Source organism: Aequorivita marisscotiae, from assembly GCF_029814825.1.
Taxonomy (GTDB): Bacteria; Bacteroidota; Bacteroidia; order Flavobacteriales; family Flavobacteriaceae; genus Aequorivita; species Aequorivita marisscotiae.
Map to the genome: position 1 here is coordinate 853,504 of NZ_CP122379.1, position 14,638 is coordinate 868,141.

Consider the following 14,638-nt stretch of genomic DNA (forward strand, 5'->3'; position numbering starts at 1 on the left):
TTGCACCCACAATAACCAACTATGAACATTGCCATTTTATCGCGCGGGGAAGCGCTTTATTCCACCCAAAGTCTTTTAAAAGCTGGTGAAGCGCGCAATCACACCATGGAGGTTTTGGATCCTTCCTATTGCAACCTCGCCGTAGAAAACGGAAAAGCCGTCCTCTATTTTCAAAATGAATTGGTGGACGACCTGCACGCGGTAATTCCCAGAATTGGTGCTTCAAATACTTATTTTGGCACCAATGTAGTCCGCCATTTTGAGGCAATGGGCGTTTTTAGCGTGGTTTCTTCCGAAGGAATAATTAATAGCCGTGACAAATGGACATGCTTTCAAATTTTGGCTAAACATCAAATTCCCGTGCCACGAACGGTTTATGCTTCGTTTTTTGAATTTGAGGAACAATTAAAAACATTCAACGGCAAACCAATTATCATCAAACTTTTGGAAGGCACACACGGCGAAGGGGTGATTTTAACTGAAAGTCCCCAAAATGCCTTGGCAACAATTGAAACCCTAAATGCTGCTGGCGTTAAATTTATACTGCAGGAATATATTGAAGAAGCAAATGGCGCCGATGTTCGTGCTATTGTGGTGGACGGCGTTGTGGTTGCGGCGATGAAACGCAAATGCAAAGTTGGCGATTTTAGAAGCAATCTGCACCGCGGCGGTTCTTCGGAAATGATTTCGCTCTCTTCCGCAGAAGAAAAAATAGCGATAAAAGCTGCAAAAGCATTGAATTTGGTTTTTTGCGGTGTGGATATCCTGCAATCCAAAAATGGTCCTTTGGTTTTGGAAATCAACAGCACGCCGGGTCTGGAAGGCATTGAAAATACGTCGGGCAAAAACGTTTCAAAAAGCGTAATTGGATATATTGAGCGAAATTTTAAAAAGTAGACAGTTTACAGTACCATTGAACAGTTTTTATTTTTTGGGTTTCGATTTCAATTTCGATTTCAATTTCGATTTCATACCTTGCAATAACAAAATTCCTTAAACATTGAAAAGAGACATCGGCAGGATAGATAAGGCAGATTTTCCACAATTCAACTTGTATAACATTGAAGTGAAAGTGGACACGGGCGCCTACACTTCTTCCATACATTGCAAAAATATGAAAGTGGAAGATAACTATCTAAAATGTAATTTTTTAGATGAAGCACATCCCAGCTATCATGAAAAAGAAATTGTTTTTGACGAGTACGATGTAAAAGTTGTAAAGAGCAGTAACGGGCAGTCTGAGGCGCGATATAGAATTAAAACGGAAATTGTTCTTTTTGGCAAAACGCACCCAATATATTTAACACTGAGCGATCGCGAAGAGATGCGTTTTCCCGTACTTTTGGGACGAAATTTTCTTAGCAGAAAATTCTTTGTAGATATCAATAAAACGAACCTCTCCTTCAAACTAAAAAACAAAAAATGAAAATTAGAATATTATCGGCTAATGCAAATCTTTACTCCACCCAACGGCTCGTGGAAGCGGCAAAGGCCCGAAAGCACGAAGTAGAGATTATTAACCACGCAAAATGTGATATTGTTATCGAAAAGAAAAATCCGGTAATTATTTACAAAGGCCATAAACTGGACCACACCGATGCTATTATTCCGCGTATTGGCGCATCGGTTACATTTTATGGCACTGCAGTGGTGCGGCAATTTGAGATGATGCGTGTGTTTACCACCACCGAATCGCAAGCCTTAGTGCGCTCACGCGATAAACTGCGAAGCTTACAAATACTTTCGCGTGCAGGATTGGGATTGCCTAAAACCGTTTTTACAAACTACTCTAAAAACGTAAAGGAAATTGTAGATCAAGCCGGGGGAGCTCCAGTAATTATAAAATTATTGGAAGGCACACAGGGCATCGGCGTTATTTTGGTTGAAACCAGAAAAGCAGCCGAATCTGTAATTGAAGCTTTTAATAATTTACAAGCGCGGGTAATCGTGCAGGAATTTATAAAAGAGGCTGGGGGTGCAGACATTCGTGCCTTTATTGTGGACGGACAGGTTGTTGGCGCAATGAAGCGACAAGGAAAAGAAGGCGAATTTCGCAGTAATCTGCACCGCGGTGGAACGGCTTCGGTCATTAAACTTACCGACGAGGAAGAAACGGCCGCGCTGAAAGCCGCCAAAGCCATGGGGCTTGGAATTGCGGGAGTAGATATGCTTCAGTCTGCACGAGGACCGCTTATTTTGGAGGTAAATTCTTCTCCAGGTTTGGAAGGAATTGAACAAGCAACCGGCAAAGACATTGCAAACTCCATTATTAAATACATTGAACGAAACGTTTAAAAATGGCCAAAAAGGAAGAACGCGATATTGTAATTTTAAATGAGCACGTAGCTCTGGGCGAAAGTAAGACAATTGATTTCAGCATTGCGAAACTTTACACTTCCACAAAAGTTGAAATACCAATAATTATAGAACGCTCAAAAATCCCAGGGCCTACGGTTTTAATTACTGCTGCCATTCACGGAGATGAAATAAACGGGGTGGAAATTGTACGCCAGCTCATTGCCCGAAAATTAAACAAACCTAAACGGGGTACTATTATCTGTATTCCTATTCTTAATGTATTTGGATTTTTAAACGGCGACCGTTCGTTTCCCGATGGGCGCGACTTAAATCGGGTTTTTCCGGGTACAAAAACAGGTTCGCTAGCCAGTAGGGTTGCATATCATTTCACCAAAAAAGTGTTACCGCACGCAGATTATTGCCTCGATTTTCATACAGGCGGCGCCAGCCGTTTTAATGCTGCACAAATTCGCATAAAACCGGGGAACGACAAATTGTTGGAACTTGCAAAAGTTTTTAATGCTCCATTTACAGTGTTTTCTAATACTATTGAAAAATCATATCGCAATACCTGTCAAAAAATGGGGATTCCCGTATTACTATTTGAAGGAGGAAAAAGTCGCGAAAGCAATAAACACATTGCAAAAGAAGGTGTTGACGGTATATTGCGAGTGTTAGCACATTTAGACATGTTGGGCAAACGGCACGTAGCGCCAGAACCAAATGCCAAAACGGTAATTATTGAAAAAAGCAAATGGATTCGTGCCTACCGCAGTGGATTGCTACACGTTAAAATAGATTGCAACAAGCACGTAGAAAAAGGCGAGTTTTTGGCAACTATTACCGATCCGTACGGAAAAATGCGCTTTAAAGTTACTTCGCCCAATGAAGGTTATATTATAAATGTAAACCAATCGCCCATTGTAAACCAAGGCGATGCTATTTTTCATATTTCCACTCAAAATTCCGATAATACGGATGATGAAGAAATGGAAGACTAAAAGGATTTTTTGATTGACGATTGAGGATTAACGATTGATGATTTTGGAATTTGGGATTTGGGATTTGGGATTTGGCCCTTAGACTGTGTTCTGGATGACAAAATTTGGAAGTTGGAATTTTAAAATATTATGGCAGATAAAACTTCGCTTCGTTTGAAATATAAAAAACTCCGGGAAGAGCTTTCCGAAGAATCCATTGAGGCCATGAGCCTTCAGATAGCCAATCAGGCATTAAAACTTCCTATTTGGAATAAAACCTATTATCATATATTTCTTCCCATTTTAGAAAAAAAAGAGGTTAATACGGAATATTTACTTCACATTTTACAAGGGAAAGACAAAAGTATAGTAATTTCCAAAGCAAATTTTGATTCGGGTGAAATGAAACATTTTTTACTTCAGGAAAATACGGTTTTAAAAACTTCAAAATACGGTATCCCAGAACCAGTCTCGGGCATTGAAATTATGCCTGAAATAATTGAAGTTGTATTTGTACCTTTATTGGCGTACGATACCAGCGGAAACCGCGTGGGTTATGGCAAAGGATTTTACGATAGGTTTTTGGCTAAGTGCAATAAAAACACAATATTAGTTGGTCTTTCATTTTTTAAACCGGAGCCGAAAATACCTTTTGAAACCACAGATATTCCTTTAAATTTTTGTATCACTTCAGAAAAAATTGTGAATTTTGAAAATTGCCACCTATCTTTATAAAAATTCTAATATTTTAACTTAAAAATTAAAGCAGATGGAAACAACCAACCAACCTATGCAAACTCCACCGGACAACAACTTGATCTGGGCAATTTTATGTACCGTATTTTGCTGCTTACCGCTGGGAATTGTATCGATTATTTCCGCTTCAAAAGTTAATGAACGATGGGCTCAAGGCGATTACGATGGTGCATATAGAGCAGCAGACGACGCAAAAAAGTGGGCAATTTGGGGAGCGGCATCTTCACTAATTCTTGTGGTACTTTATGTAATATTTGTTGTTATAATAGGTATAGGAGGAAATTTTGCCGGATTCTAATAAGTATTTTAAAATAGGCCTAATTCTAGTATTGGCAGGTGTCTTTTTTATAGTTTATTACACGTATGATCCTTCGGAAAATGGATTTTTTATTCCGTGCCCGTTTCACTATTTAACGGGGTTTCACTGTCCGGGTTGTGGTTCACAGCGGGCTATTCACCTATTATTTCGGGGCGATATTTTTGGAGCATTTCGATTTAACCCATTAATGGTTTTAACAATACCTATCCTAGTTTATGGCTTAGGAATTACCATTGTTAATTGGATTTTTGGTACCAGTTACAGATTTTTACTTTTTTACAGTAAGGTTTTTATTTTTGGATATTTCGCTTTGGCAGTTATTTATTGGGTTTTGCGAAACATACCCATTTATCCTTTTAATTTGCTTGCGCCCACCGGTTAATACTACTCCGAAACTTCTTTCTTTGGAAATGCTTTTTTATTGAAGATAAGCAGCAAAATTACACCTACGCTTATAGACGAATCGGCCACATTAAATACGGGATCAAAAAAAGTGAAATATTCTCCACCCCAAAAAGGAATCCACTCTGGCAAGACGCCCCCATAAAGCGGAAAGTAGAGCATATCTACCACCTTTCCGTGAAAAAGCGTGCCGTAACCTCCTGCTTCAGGAAATAACGTAGCTACTTGGTGGTGACTGTCGTTAAAAATAATTCCGTAAAAGACTGAATCGATAATATTGCCCAAAGCTCCTGCAAATATAAGCGCTACGCAAAAGATGAGAATGCTTGGCATATTTTTTCGTACGGAGTCCCACAGCCAATAGCCTATACCGCCAATAGCAACAATTCTAAAAAGTGTTAAAAATAGCTTGCCGTATTCGCCAGGAATTTTTGCACCCCAAGCCATACCTTCATTTTCAACAAATAGAATACGAAACCAATCAAACACGCGAACTTCGTCGCCTAAAGCAAAATGTGTTTTTATATAAAACTTAGAAATTTGATCTATCAATAAGACCAGAATAATAATAAAAATAGATTTTTTTAGGCTCATATATGCAAATGGATAACGCGGGCAAAAGTAGCAATATTATTTGGTTTGAAGCATCCTAATATTGCCATTAATACTTTCGGCTTCAATGAAAAACTTTCCATTGGGCGGCAAGTTGTTCTCAATCTTTCCACGGGTAGAAATGGCTTTTCCGCCAACAGCATCTGCAGCATATACGGTTATAGTGCCATCGGTGGTTTTAAGGTGGGCATTTCCGCTAAAATTTGTTGCAAAACAATTGCCTCTTTGTAGCGATACTGCAAGATTTTTAATGGTGCCATCTATTGCTACGGAGGCAAGTTTCGATTTAATTTCTAACGAAAGAGTTTCGGGAACAATTAATTTCACCTCTATGGCCATTAGTTTATGGGCGGCCAATTTGTCGTTGTTTAAAACGAAAAATGGCGCAAATCCGGTTTTTAATGAAAGTTTACCTTCAGAAAAATTTTCTTCAATTATCACATTTTCGGAGTGTTCACCAGAAATGTGTGCTGAAAATTTAATTTCCTATTCTTCGGAAGTATAAACTGTTATTTTAAAGATGGCATTATCTTCAATAGAGAGCGTAGTAATATCCTCGGTAAAAAATTGCTTTTCGATTATTTTTTGACCGACCGAAGCATTTATTCCGAAACAGCTTACAGCGAGTATAAAGAGTGCTAGTTTCACAAATTTAATAATAAAGATCGTCAAGAATTTATTCAATAAAAAAAGCCCTGAAAATTTTCAAGGCTATAATTTTTACGAATAAAATCCCTTAGCATTGGGCAGGGGCTAGGATGATCCTATTTTTGCAAATTCTTAGCCTCTATGCTCAGTGTAGCGTGCGGCACAAGTTTTAAACGCTCCTTGTTTATTAATTTACCGGTTACGCGACAAACCCCGTAGGTTTTGTTTTCAATACGCACCAACGCGTTTTTAAGGTCACGGATAAACTTTTCTTGTCGAATGGCAAGTTGCGAATTTGCTTCTTTGCTCATTACCTCACTGCCTTCGTCAAAGGCTTTAAAGGTAGGCGAAGTATCGTCTGTACCGTTGTTACTGTCGTTTTTATATGAACTTTGGATTAACTCTAATTGTTCTGTTGCCTTTTTTATTTTATCGTTTAAAAGTACTCTAAATTCTTCCAGCTCGGCATCTGAATATCTGGTCTTTTCTGTTTCTGTCATGATTCGTGTTTTTTAATGCTTATTTGCGTTTCAATATCGTCAAATGCAATTTCGGTTCCTTGTTCAATTTTTGGTTGAAATTGCAAAACCTCAGTTAATGTTTCTTCTTGTATATATTTTAGGTTTTGGTTTACCGCCACCTGTAATTCTTCGTTATTTTCAAGTGTTACCTCAATACGGTTTGTTACTTCAAAACCGCTGTCTTTTCGCAGGTTTTGTATTCTGTTTACAAGTTCGCGGGCAATCCCTTCATTTTTTAATTCTGGCGTTATAGTTACATCTAGTGCAACGGTAACTCCATTGGCATTTGCAACCAACCAGCCCTCAATATCCTGCGAACTAATTATTACATCTTCGAGTGCCAATTTAGTACTTTTTTCATTAATAAAAACTGATATTTCACCGTCTTTCTCTAAAATAGCAATTTGTTGCTGATCAAAAGCCGAAATTGCTGCTGCCACGGCTTTCATCTCTTTTCCAAATCGTGGGCCGAGGGCTTTAAAATCTGGTTTTATCTGCTTTACCAGCATTCCGGAACCTTCGTCTATCAGTTCTATTTCTTTTACATTTACTTCACTTTTTATTAAATCTGAAACCGCTAATATTTCCTCCTTTTCGGTATCTTCCAAAACGGGAATCATTATTTTTTGAAGCGGTTGACGCACTTTTATTTTTTCTTTCTGTCGTAACGAAAGCACCAACGACGATATGGTTTGTGCTTTCTGCATTTTATGCTCCAATTTTTTGTCAATAAATGCGGCATTTACTTTTGGGAAATCGGTTAAATGTACCGACTTCACGCCTTCTTTTGATGTTCCGCCCGTTAAATCTTTATAAAGTCTATCCATAAAGAACGGTGCTACCGGAGCACCTAATTTAGCTACGGTTTCCAAACACGTATATAACGTTTGGTAAGCCGAAATTTTATCTTCATTATTGGTACTTTTCCAGTATCTCCTTCTGCTTAAGCGCACGAACCAATTACTTAAATTTTCCTGTACAAATTCTGAAATAGCACGCGAAGCTTTGGTAGGCTCATAATCTGCGTAATATTCGTCTACTTTTTGGATAAGGGAGTGTAATTCTGAAAGTATCCAACGGTCAATTTCCGGTCGCTTTGCCAGCGGAAGATCGGGTTCAATATAGTTAAAATTATCGAGATTGGCATATAAACTAAAAAAACTATAAGTATTGTATAGCGTTCCGAAAAACTTATTCCGAACTTCTGAAATTCCGTCTTGATCAAATTTTAAATTATCCCAAGGATTGGCGTTACTAATCATATACCAGCGTGTAGCATCTGGGCCAAAAACATCTAAAGTTTCAAATGGATCTACAGCGTTGCCCAGGCGTTTACTCATCTTCTGACCGTTTTTGTCTAAAACAAGTCCGTTTGATACAACATTTTTATAAGCTACGTCGTCAAAAATCATGGTTGCAATGGCGTGCAGGGTATAGAACCAACCGCGTGTTTGGTCTACTCCTTCTGCAATAAAATCGGCCTTTCTCCAAGTATTTTCAACTTTCTCTTTGTTTTCGAACGGATAATGCCATTGTGCGTACGGCATACTGCCACTATCGAACCACACGTCTATTAAATCGGCTTCGCGCTTCATTGGTTTTCCAGATGGCGAAACTAAGGTTATTCCATCTACGATATTTTTGTGAAGATCTACCTCTTTATAGTTTTCGTCTGATAAATCGCCCGCTTTAAAGCCTTCAAAAATATCCTTCTCCATCAATCCAGCTTTAACAGCTTTATTCATTTCAATTTTCAATTCTTCTACCGAACCGATAATGATTTCTTCCTTTCCGTCCTCGGTTCTCCAAATTGGCAATGGAATTCCCCAATATCGCGAACGTGAAAGATTCCAGTCGTTGGCATTTGCAAGCCAGTTGCCGAAACGGCCTTCGCCAGTTGCTTTTGGTTTCCAGTTTATTTCCTTGTTTAATTCGAACATTCTATCGCGAAATTCGGTAACCTTTATAAACCAGGAATCTAATGGATAATATAGAATTGGTTTATCGGTACGCCAGCAATTTGGATAGCTGTGAAGATATTTTTCAACTTTAAAAGCTTTGTTTTCAGTCTTCAATTTAATGGCTAGCTCAACATCTACAGATTTTTCGGGTATTTCGGAATCGTCGTAGTATTCGTTTTTTACGTACTTTCCGGCGAGCTCCTTCATTTCGGGACGGAACTTTCCTTGTAAATCTACAAGTGGCACTAAGTTACCGTTTTCGTCTTTAACGAGCATTGGCGGCACTTCGGGCGTTGCTTCCTTTGCCACTTTAGCATCGTCCGCTCCAAAGGTTGGTGCCGTGTGCACGATTCCGGTACCATCTTCTGTGGTAACAAAATCGCCTGCAATTATTCTAAAAGCATTTTCGGGATTGTTGTGCGGCTTGGCATAATCTAATAATTGCTCGTAGCGAATTCCCAGTAAATCTGTGCCTTTAAATTCCTTCGCAATAAAATACGGAATCATTTTATCGCCCTGTTTAAAAGCTTCGAGGGATTCTTCATTTGGCTTTTCTTCAAACTTATTTGCGAATTGGCTAGCAACTAAATTTTTAGCCAACACAACATGTATTGGCTGAAAGGTGTATTGGTTGAACGTTTTTACCAATACATAATCTATTTTGGCGCCAACGGTAAGTGCTGTATTGCTCGGAAGCGTCCACGGTGTCGTGGTCCAAGCGAGGAACCAAATGTTGTTAGATTCTTCGGCCAAGAAATCTGGCAGTGTATTGGTTATTGCTTTAAATTGCGCAACAACAGTAGTATCGGTAATATCTTGATACGTTCCTGGCTGGTTAAGTTCGTGCGAACTTAAACCTGTTCCAGCTTTTGGCGAATAGGGCTGGATTGTATAGCCCTTATAAATTAAGTTTTTATTGTAAATTTCTTTTAGTAACCACCAAACGGTTTCCATATATTTGGGTTGGTACGTTACGTACGGGTCTTCCATATCTACCCAATACCCAGCGCGTTCTGTAAGATTGTTCCAAACATCGGTATAACGCATAACTGCTTTTTTGCATGCCGCGTTGTATTCTTCAACAGATATTTTTTTGCCAATATCTTCCTTGGTAATACCGAGTTCTTTTTCTACGCCCAATTCTATTGGTAAGCCGTGGGTATCCCAGCCTGCCTTTCTATCTACTTTAAATCCCTTTTGGGTTTTATAGCGGCAAAAAATATCTTTAATAGCACGCGCCATAACGTGATGTATTCCCGGCAATCCATTGGCCGATGGCGGTCCTTCAAAAAACACAAATGGTTCTGCCTCTTCACGAATGGAAATACTTTTCTCGAAAATATGTTCTTCTTTCCAGAAATCTAGTATTTCTTCCGCCAGTTTCGGGAGGTTTAGCCCTTTATACTCTTTAAACTTTGTACTCATAGTATGGATATTGCAATAAAGTGTGCAAAAGTAAGGTTTTTTAAAGAATTAATTGATTTCTCGAGTGGTAGTGATTTTGGAAAATTAAATAATAAAAAACGCCACTTAAAAAAGCGGCGTTTTCTAGTGATTATAATGTAAGTTCTATCTAGAAAATCTGTATTCAACGGAAGTTACAATAGTACTGTTGTTAGAAACTGTTGTTTCTTCTGCATAGAGTGTCATACTGGTTTCGGTATAGTCACTAATTTCTAATGCTGTTACTTCCCCATCACTATCAGTCACAGTTAAGGTGCTATTGCCAACATTTAAAGTGTAGGTACCGGTTTCATCTAAGCTCACAATAACCGTATCGCCAACCGTTGTACTCCCGTCAGGATTAGTTACTGTGGTTACCGTATTAAACAACCCATTTGCGGTATAGGTGTTATTTGAGTTGAAAACAAAGTTTACATTTTGAAAAACACTGCCCACAGTTACCGCCGAAGATGTGGAAGTTGTTCCGTTGCTAAAAGTAATTGTTTCAACTTCTCTAATTTCCAAAAATTTTAATTTGTAGGTATCCACAAAATTTGTTGTGGAAAGCGTGTATGGAGGCGGATTATTGTCGTCATCACTACTACAGCTAATGGTTGCCACTGCTAAGATACAAAGGATAAATAATTTTGATATTTTCATCATTTCGATTTTTTTAATTTTTCGGCGAATATAACACCATTTTATCAACTAACGCCCTCTAATTGTAATTATTATGCCGAAGAATCCGTAAATCTTCCTAAAACTTTATTTCGATTTTTCAGTGTTTAATTTTTGATGATTTTAGAGTTTTTTGTTCTTTAGAGAGGTTTATGTGATAAATATTTCCAAATAAGGCAATATTTATTTTCAAAAACCTTCTTTTCTAAATCAATTCACCTGCATAATCTAAAGGTATCTTTATATTTGTATTTATTTTTTTAAGGGTTTATCCTTAAAATTGCATCATATTTTTGATTACTTCATTCTCATCTTCAATTATGAAATTCATTTTGCCATTACAAAACAGTTTACTAATGAAAAAAATTTTCTTTTTACTGCTGCTTGTTTCGTTCGGTTCTGTACAATCGCAGATTCTAGATCCTGTATCTTGGACAACAAGCATCAAGAAAATATCAGAAACGGAATACGATTTAATTGCAAAAGCCACTATTGAAGACAATTGGCATTTATATTCGCAAGTAGTGCCCGAGGATGGCCCTTTGCCAACGGTTTTTACTTTTGAAGAAAATAATGCATACAAATCTGTAGGCGAAGTAAAGGAAGGAAAAGGCGTTACCGAACACGATCCGGTTTTTGATATGGTTATTACTTTCTTTTCGCACACGGCCACATTTACCAAGCGAATAGCTCTAACCGGCAATGAAGGCACTACCATAAAAGGCGAAGTAGAGTTTATGGTATGTGACGATACGCGCTGTTTGCCACCAAACTATGTAGATTTAGTTTTTAAAATTCCCGCGCCAGCCAAAAATTCTGAAACGAACGTTGTTCCTGAATCAACAGATAATTCAGAACTTACCGATACTACCACTGAAAATATTGAAGACACCTTAACTGCTCAAAATACAGAAGTGGTTAAAGATAGTGTTCAAACTACTTCCGAAACTTCGAAAGCAGCAATTAAGCAAACAAAAAAACAGGAAAATAGAGGGCTGTGGACCATTTTTGTCGTGGCGTTTCTATTCGGGTTTACAGCATTGCTAACTCCCTGTGTTTTCCCGATGATACCTATGACTGTAAGCTTTTTCACAAAGCAAAGCAAGTCGCGAGCCGCGGGTATTAAAAATGCTATTATATACGGTATTGCAATAATTGTAATTTACGTATTTCTGGGTGCAATAGTAACTTGGTTTTTTGGTGCCGATGCGCTCAATGCGTTATCTACCAATGTTTGGTTTAACTTTTTCTTCTTTTTATTGCTTGTAATTTTTGCGCTTTCCTTTTTAGGAGCATTTGAAATAATGTTACCCAATTCGTGGGCGAATAAAGTAGATAAGCAAGCGGGACGTGGCGGAATGATTGGAATCTTTTTTATGGCCTTGGCATTGGCCATTGTTTCGTTTTCATGTACGGGACCTATTATAGGAACGCTTTTGGTTGAAGCGGCTTCAAAAGGAGGCATCGCACCATTTGTTGGAATGTTTGGATTCTCCCTGGCCTTGGCAATGCCTTTCGCGCTCTTCGCAGCCTTTCCGGGATGGATGAATTCGCTTCCAAAATCTGGTGGATGGCTTAATACCGTAAAGGTATTCTTAGGATTTTTAGAACTTGCTTTGGCATTCAAATTTCTTTCCAATGCAGATTTAGTTCTTCAACTGCACTGGTTGGAAAGAGAAGTTTTCTTAGCCATTTGGATTGCAGTTTTTGGAGCTTTAACACTGTATTTATTCGGAAAATTCAAACTTCCGCACGATTCGCCTATAGATCATTTATCTGTGGGTAGATTGAGTTTAGGTTTGGTTGTAGCTGCGTTTACCATATATTTAATTCCAGGCTTGTGGGGAGCACCTTTAAAATTAATAAGCGGTTTCCCACCCCCGATGCAGTATAGCGAATCTCCTTATGGGGTTGGTTTTACTAAAATGAGTAGTGGTGGTAGTACTAGTACGGCTGAATTTCCGGAAGGTGCCCATCTTGGACCACATGATATTCTGGCATTCCACGATTACGAAACCGGTTTGGCCTATGCCAAAAAAGTAGGTAAACCAGTACTTGTAGATTTCACAGGTCATGCGTGTGTTAATTGTCGAAAAATGGAGGAACGCGTTTGGAGCGAACCAAAAATATTGAAATTGCTAAATCAGGATATCGTGCTAATTTCGCTCTATGTGGATGATAAAAGACCCCTACCCGAAGACGAAGTTTTTGTTTCTGAAATATCTGGAAAGAAGTTAAAATATATAGGGCAAAAATGGAGCGAATTTCAAATTAAGCGATACAAAGCAAATGCCCAACCGTTCTATGTTTTGATGGATCATAACGAAGAAAATTTAATAGATCCGGTAGGTTACACCCCCGATATTGACGAATATTACAGCTGGCTTCAAAAAGGTACCGCCGCCTTTCAAAATTAAAAATAGCTAAACACCTCTATTTAAGCTATTTTCATTAATTTGTTATGGAATTTAAATAAAGTTAAAAACTAGATTTCAATTTATTAGGCAATTTTTTTAAATATTAATAATGATTACTTCCGAAGAAAACATAAAAACATCGTCCCTTGAAAAGTATTTTGAGCCTTTTCGAAATAATATTGTGGGCATTAATCAAGAATTTGAATCTCCCTTTGGAAGAAAGAAAATTATTTACACAGATTGGACCGCAAGTGGCCGTTTATACGGTCCAATTGAAGAGAAAATGCTCAAGGATTTTGGGCCCTTTGTAGCCAATACCCACACCGAAACTTCGGTAACGGGCACCGCAATGACAAAGGCCTATCACGAAGCACGAAAAATCATTAAAAAGCATGTAAATGCCAACGATCAGGACGTGCTCATTACTTGCGATAGCGGAATGACAGGTGCTATAAATAAATTTCAAAGAATTTTAGGCCTCAAAATTCCCGAAAACATAAAGAAGTACACTAACATTCCGGATGAAATTAGACCCGTGGTTTTTGTAACGCATATGGAGCATCACAGTAACCAAACCTCTTGGCTCGAAACCATTGCCGATGTTGTGGTAGTGCCGCCAAACGACAATGTATTGGTCTGTATGGAAGCTTTTGCCAGAACAGTTGAAAAATATAAGGAACGGCCCATAAAAATAGCTGCGGTAACAAGCTGCTCTAACGTTACGGGAATTCAAACACCCTATCACGAAATTGCAAAACTAATGCATAAGAACGACGGTCTCTGTTTTGTAGATTTTGCTTGCTCGGCACCCTACGTTTCCATTAATATGCATCCCGAGGAGGAAGGAACGCATTTGGACGCAATTTTCTTTTCGCCCCATAAATTTTTAGGTGGTCCAGGATCCAGCGGCGTGTTAATTTTTAATAATAATCTTTATAAAAACACCATTCCCGATAATCCGGGAGGAGGTACGGTTTCGTGGACCAATCCTTGGGGAAATCACAAATATATTGACGATATTGAAACCCGAGAAGACGGCGGTACACCTGGATTTCTTCAAACTATTCGCACAGCTCTTTCTATTAAATTGAAAGACAAAATGGGGATTGAAAATATTTTAAAACGCGAACACGAACTTTTAGAAATTATCTTTGAAAAGCTAGAAAGTATTCCCAATCTAAAAATTCTGGCACCCCATACTCAAAACAGATTGGCGGTAATTAGTTTTTATATTGAAGATTTACATTTCAATTTAGGCGTAAAATTGCTCAACGACCGTTTTGGCATTCAGACCCGCGGGGGTTGCTCATGCGCCGGCACGTACGGTCATTACCTACTTCACGTAGATCAGGAAACTTCAAATACAATTACTTGCGAGATAGATGGCGGCAATCTTACACATAAGCCGGGATGGATACGCATGTCTTTCAATCCTACGAGTACCAATGCCGAAGCCCATTTTGTTTGCGATGCCATTGCCCAATTGGCAGCCAATTTTTCAGATTGGAGCAAGGATTATAAATACAATGCCCAAAGCAATGAGTTTTTTCATAAGCAGGAAGTTCCCGATAATAAAATGGAGCATTGGTTTACGTTCTAGCGA

15 protein-coding genes are annotated in these 14,638 nt (G+C 38.5%); 9 read left to right on the plus strand and 6 right to left on the minus strand.

Going from position 1 to position 14,638, the window contains the following annotated elements; translation table 11 throughout:
• The first annotated feature begins 21 nt into the window (after nucleotides 1-21).
• From QCQ61_RS04000 to QCQ61_RS15545, 7 genes are all read left to right on the plus strand, one after another.
• Nucleotides 22-897 (plus strand): ATP-grasp domain-containing protein, encoded by an 876-nt coding sequence (locus tag QCQ61_RS04000; RefSeq protein WP_279449431.1) that lies wholly within the window; start codon nucleotides 22-24, stop codon nucleotides 895-897.
• Nucleotides 898-1,000: 103 nt separating this feature from the next.
• Nucleotides 1,001-1,426, plus strand: coding sequence for an ATP-dependent zinc protease family protein (locus tag QCQ61_RS04005; protein ID WP_279449432.1), 426 nt, complete (start codon nucleotides 1,001-1,003; stop codon nucleotides 1,424-1,426).
• Complete coding sequence (gene rimK / locus QCQ61_RS04010) at nucleotides 1,423-2,295, plus strand: 30S ribosomal protein S6--L-glutamate ligase (protein ID WP_279449433.1); 873 nt, start codon at nucleotides 1,423-1,425, stop codon at nucleotides 2,293-2,295. The genes QCQ61_RS04005 and rimK overlap by 4 nt, the downstream gene beginning before the upstream one ends.
• A 2-nt stretch (nucleotides 2,296-2,297) precedes the next feature.
• Nucleotides 2,298-3,299 carry a succinylglutamate desuccinylase/aspartoacylase family protein gene (locus tag QCQ61_RS04015; protein WP_279449434.1) on the plus strand — a complete coding sequence of 334 codons (1,002 nt, stop codon included), beginning with the start codon at nucleotides 2,298-2,300 and terminating at the stop codon, nucleotides 3,297-3,299.
• A gap of 129 nt (nucleotides 3,300-3,428) precedes the next feature.
• Nucleotides 3,429-4,013, plus strand: coding sequence for a 5-formyltetrahydrofolate cyclo-ligase (locus QCQ61_RS04020; protein ID WP_279449435.1), 585 nt, complete (start codon nucleotides 3,429-3,431; stop codon nucleotides 4,011-4,013).
• Nucleotides 4,014-4,047: 34 nt separating this feature from the next.
• Nucleotides 4,048-4,332: a CD225/dispanin family protein gene (locus QCQ61_RS04025; RefSeq protein ID WP_279449436.1), complete on the plus strand. Its 285-nt coding sequence runs from the start codon at nucleotides 4,048-4,050 to the stop codon at nucleotides 4,330-4,332.
• Nucleotides 4,333-4,363: 31 nt separating this feature from the next.
• The gene (locus QCQ61_RS15545; protein WP_373693847.1) at nucleotides 4,364-4,735 is read left to right on the plus strand and encodes a DUF2752 domain-containing protein; all 372 of its coding nucleotides are present in this window, start codon (nucleotides 4,364-4,366) and stop codon (nucleotides 4,733-4,735) included.
• 2 nt (nucleotides 4,736-4,737) lie between these two features.
• Here the strand turns inward: QCQ61_RS15545 and QCQ61_RS04030 are convergent, their stop codons facing one another.
• The 6 genes from QCQ61_RS04030 to QCQ61_RS04055 form a co-directional block, all read right to left on the minus strand.
• The gene (locus QCQ61_RS04030) at nucleotides 4,738-5,349 is read right to left on the minus strand and encodes a lipoprotein signal peptidase (protein ID WP_279449437.1); all 612 of its coding nucleotides are present in this window, start codon (nucleotides 5,347-5,349) and stop codon (nucleotides 4,738-4,740) included.
• Nucleotides 5,350-5,385: 36 nt separating this feature from the next.
• Nucleotides 5,386-5,808, minus strand: a complete 423-nt coding sequence (locus tag QCQ61_RS04035) for a DUF4097 family beta strand repeat-containing protein (RefSeq protein WP_279449438.1) — start codon at nucleotides 5,806-5,808, stop codon at nucleotides 5,386-5,388.
• A gap of 45 nt (nucleotides 5,809-5,853) precedes the next feature.
• Nucleotides 5,854-6,015 carry a hypothetical protein gene (locus tag QCQ61_RS04040; protein WP_279449439.1) on the minus strand — a complete coding sequence of 54 codons (162 nt, stop codon included), beginning with the start codon at nucleotides 6,013-6,015 and terminating at the stop codon, nucleotides 5,854-5,856.
• A gap of 116 nt (nucleotides 6,016-6,131) precedes the next feature.
• Nucleotides 6,132-6,515, minus strand: coding sequence for a TraR/DksA family transcriptional regulator (locus QCQ61_RS04045; protein ID WP_279449440.1), 384 nt, complete (start codon nucleotides 6,513-6,515; stop codon nucleotides 6,132-6,134).
• Nucleotides 6,512-9,922, minus strand: coding sequence for an isoleucine--tRNA ligase (ileS, locus tag QCQ61_RS04050; protein ID WP_279449441.1), 3,411 nt, complete (start codon nucleotides 9,920-9,922; stop codon nucleotides 6,512-6,514). The genes QCQ61_RS04045 and ileS overlap by 4 nt, the downstream gene beginning before the upstream one ends.
• Before the next feature lie 144 nt (nucleotides 9,923-10,066).
• Nucleotides 10,067-10,603, minus strand: coding sequence for a hypothetical protein (locus QCQ61_RS04055; RefSeq protein WP_279449442.1), 537 nt, complete (start codon nucleotides 10,601-10,603; stop codon nucleotides 10,067-10,069).
• 371 nt (nucleotides 10,604-10,974) lie between these two features.
• On the opposite strand from QCQ61_RS04055, the gene QCQ61_RS04060 reads away from it, so the two are divergent.
• Nucleotides 10,975-13,035, plus strand: a complete 2,061-nt coding sequence (locus QCQ61_RS04060; RefSeq protein WP_279449443.1) for a protein-disulfide reductase DsbD family protein — start codon at nucleotides 10,975-10,977, stop codon at nucleotides 13,033-13,035.
• 109 nt (nucleotides 13,036-13,144) lie between these two features.
• On the plus strand, nucleotides 13,145-14,635 hold the full coding sequence (locus QCQ61_RS04065) for an aminotransferase class V-fold PLP-dependent enzyme (RefSeq protein WP_279449444.1): 1,491 nt from the start codon (nucleotides 13,145-13,147) through the stop codon (nucleotides 14,633-14,635).
• Nucleotides 14,636-14,638 lie beyond the last annotated feature (3 nt).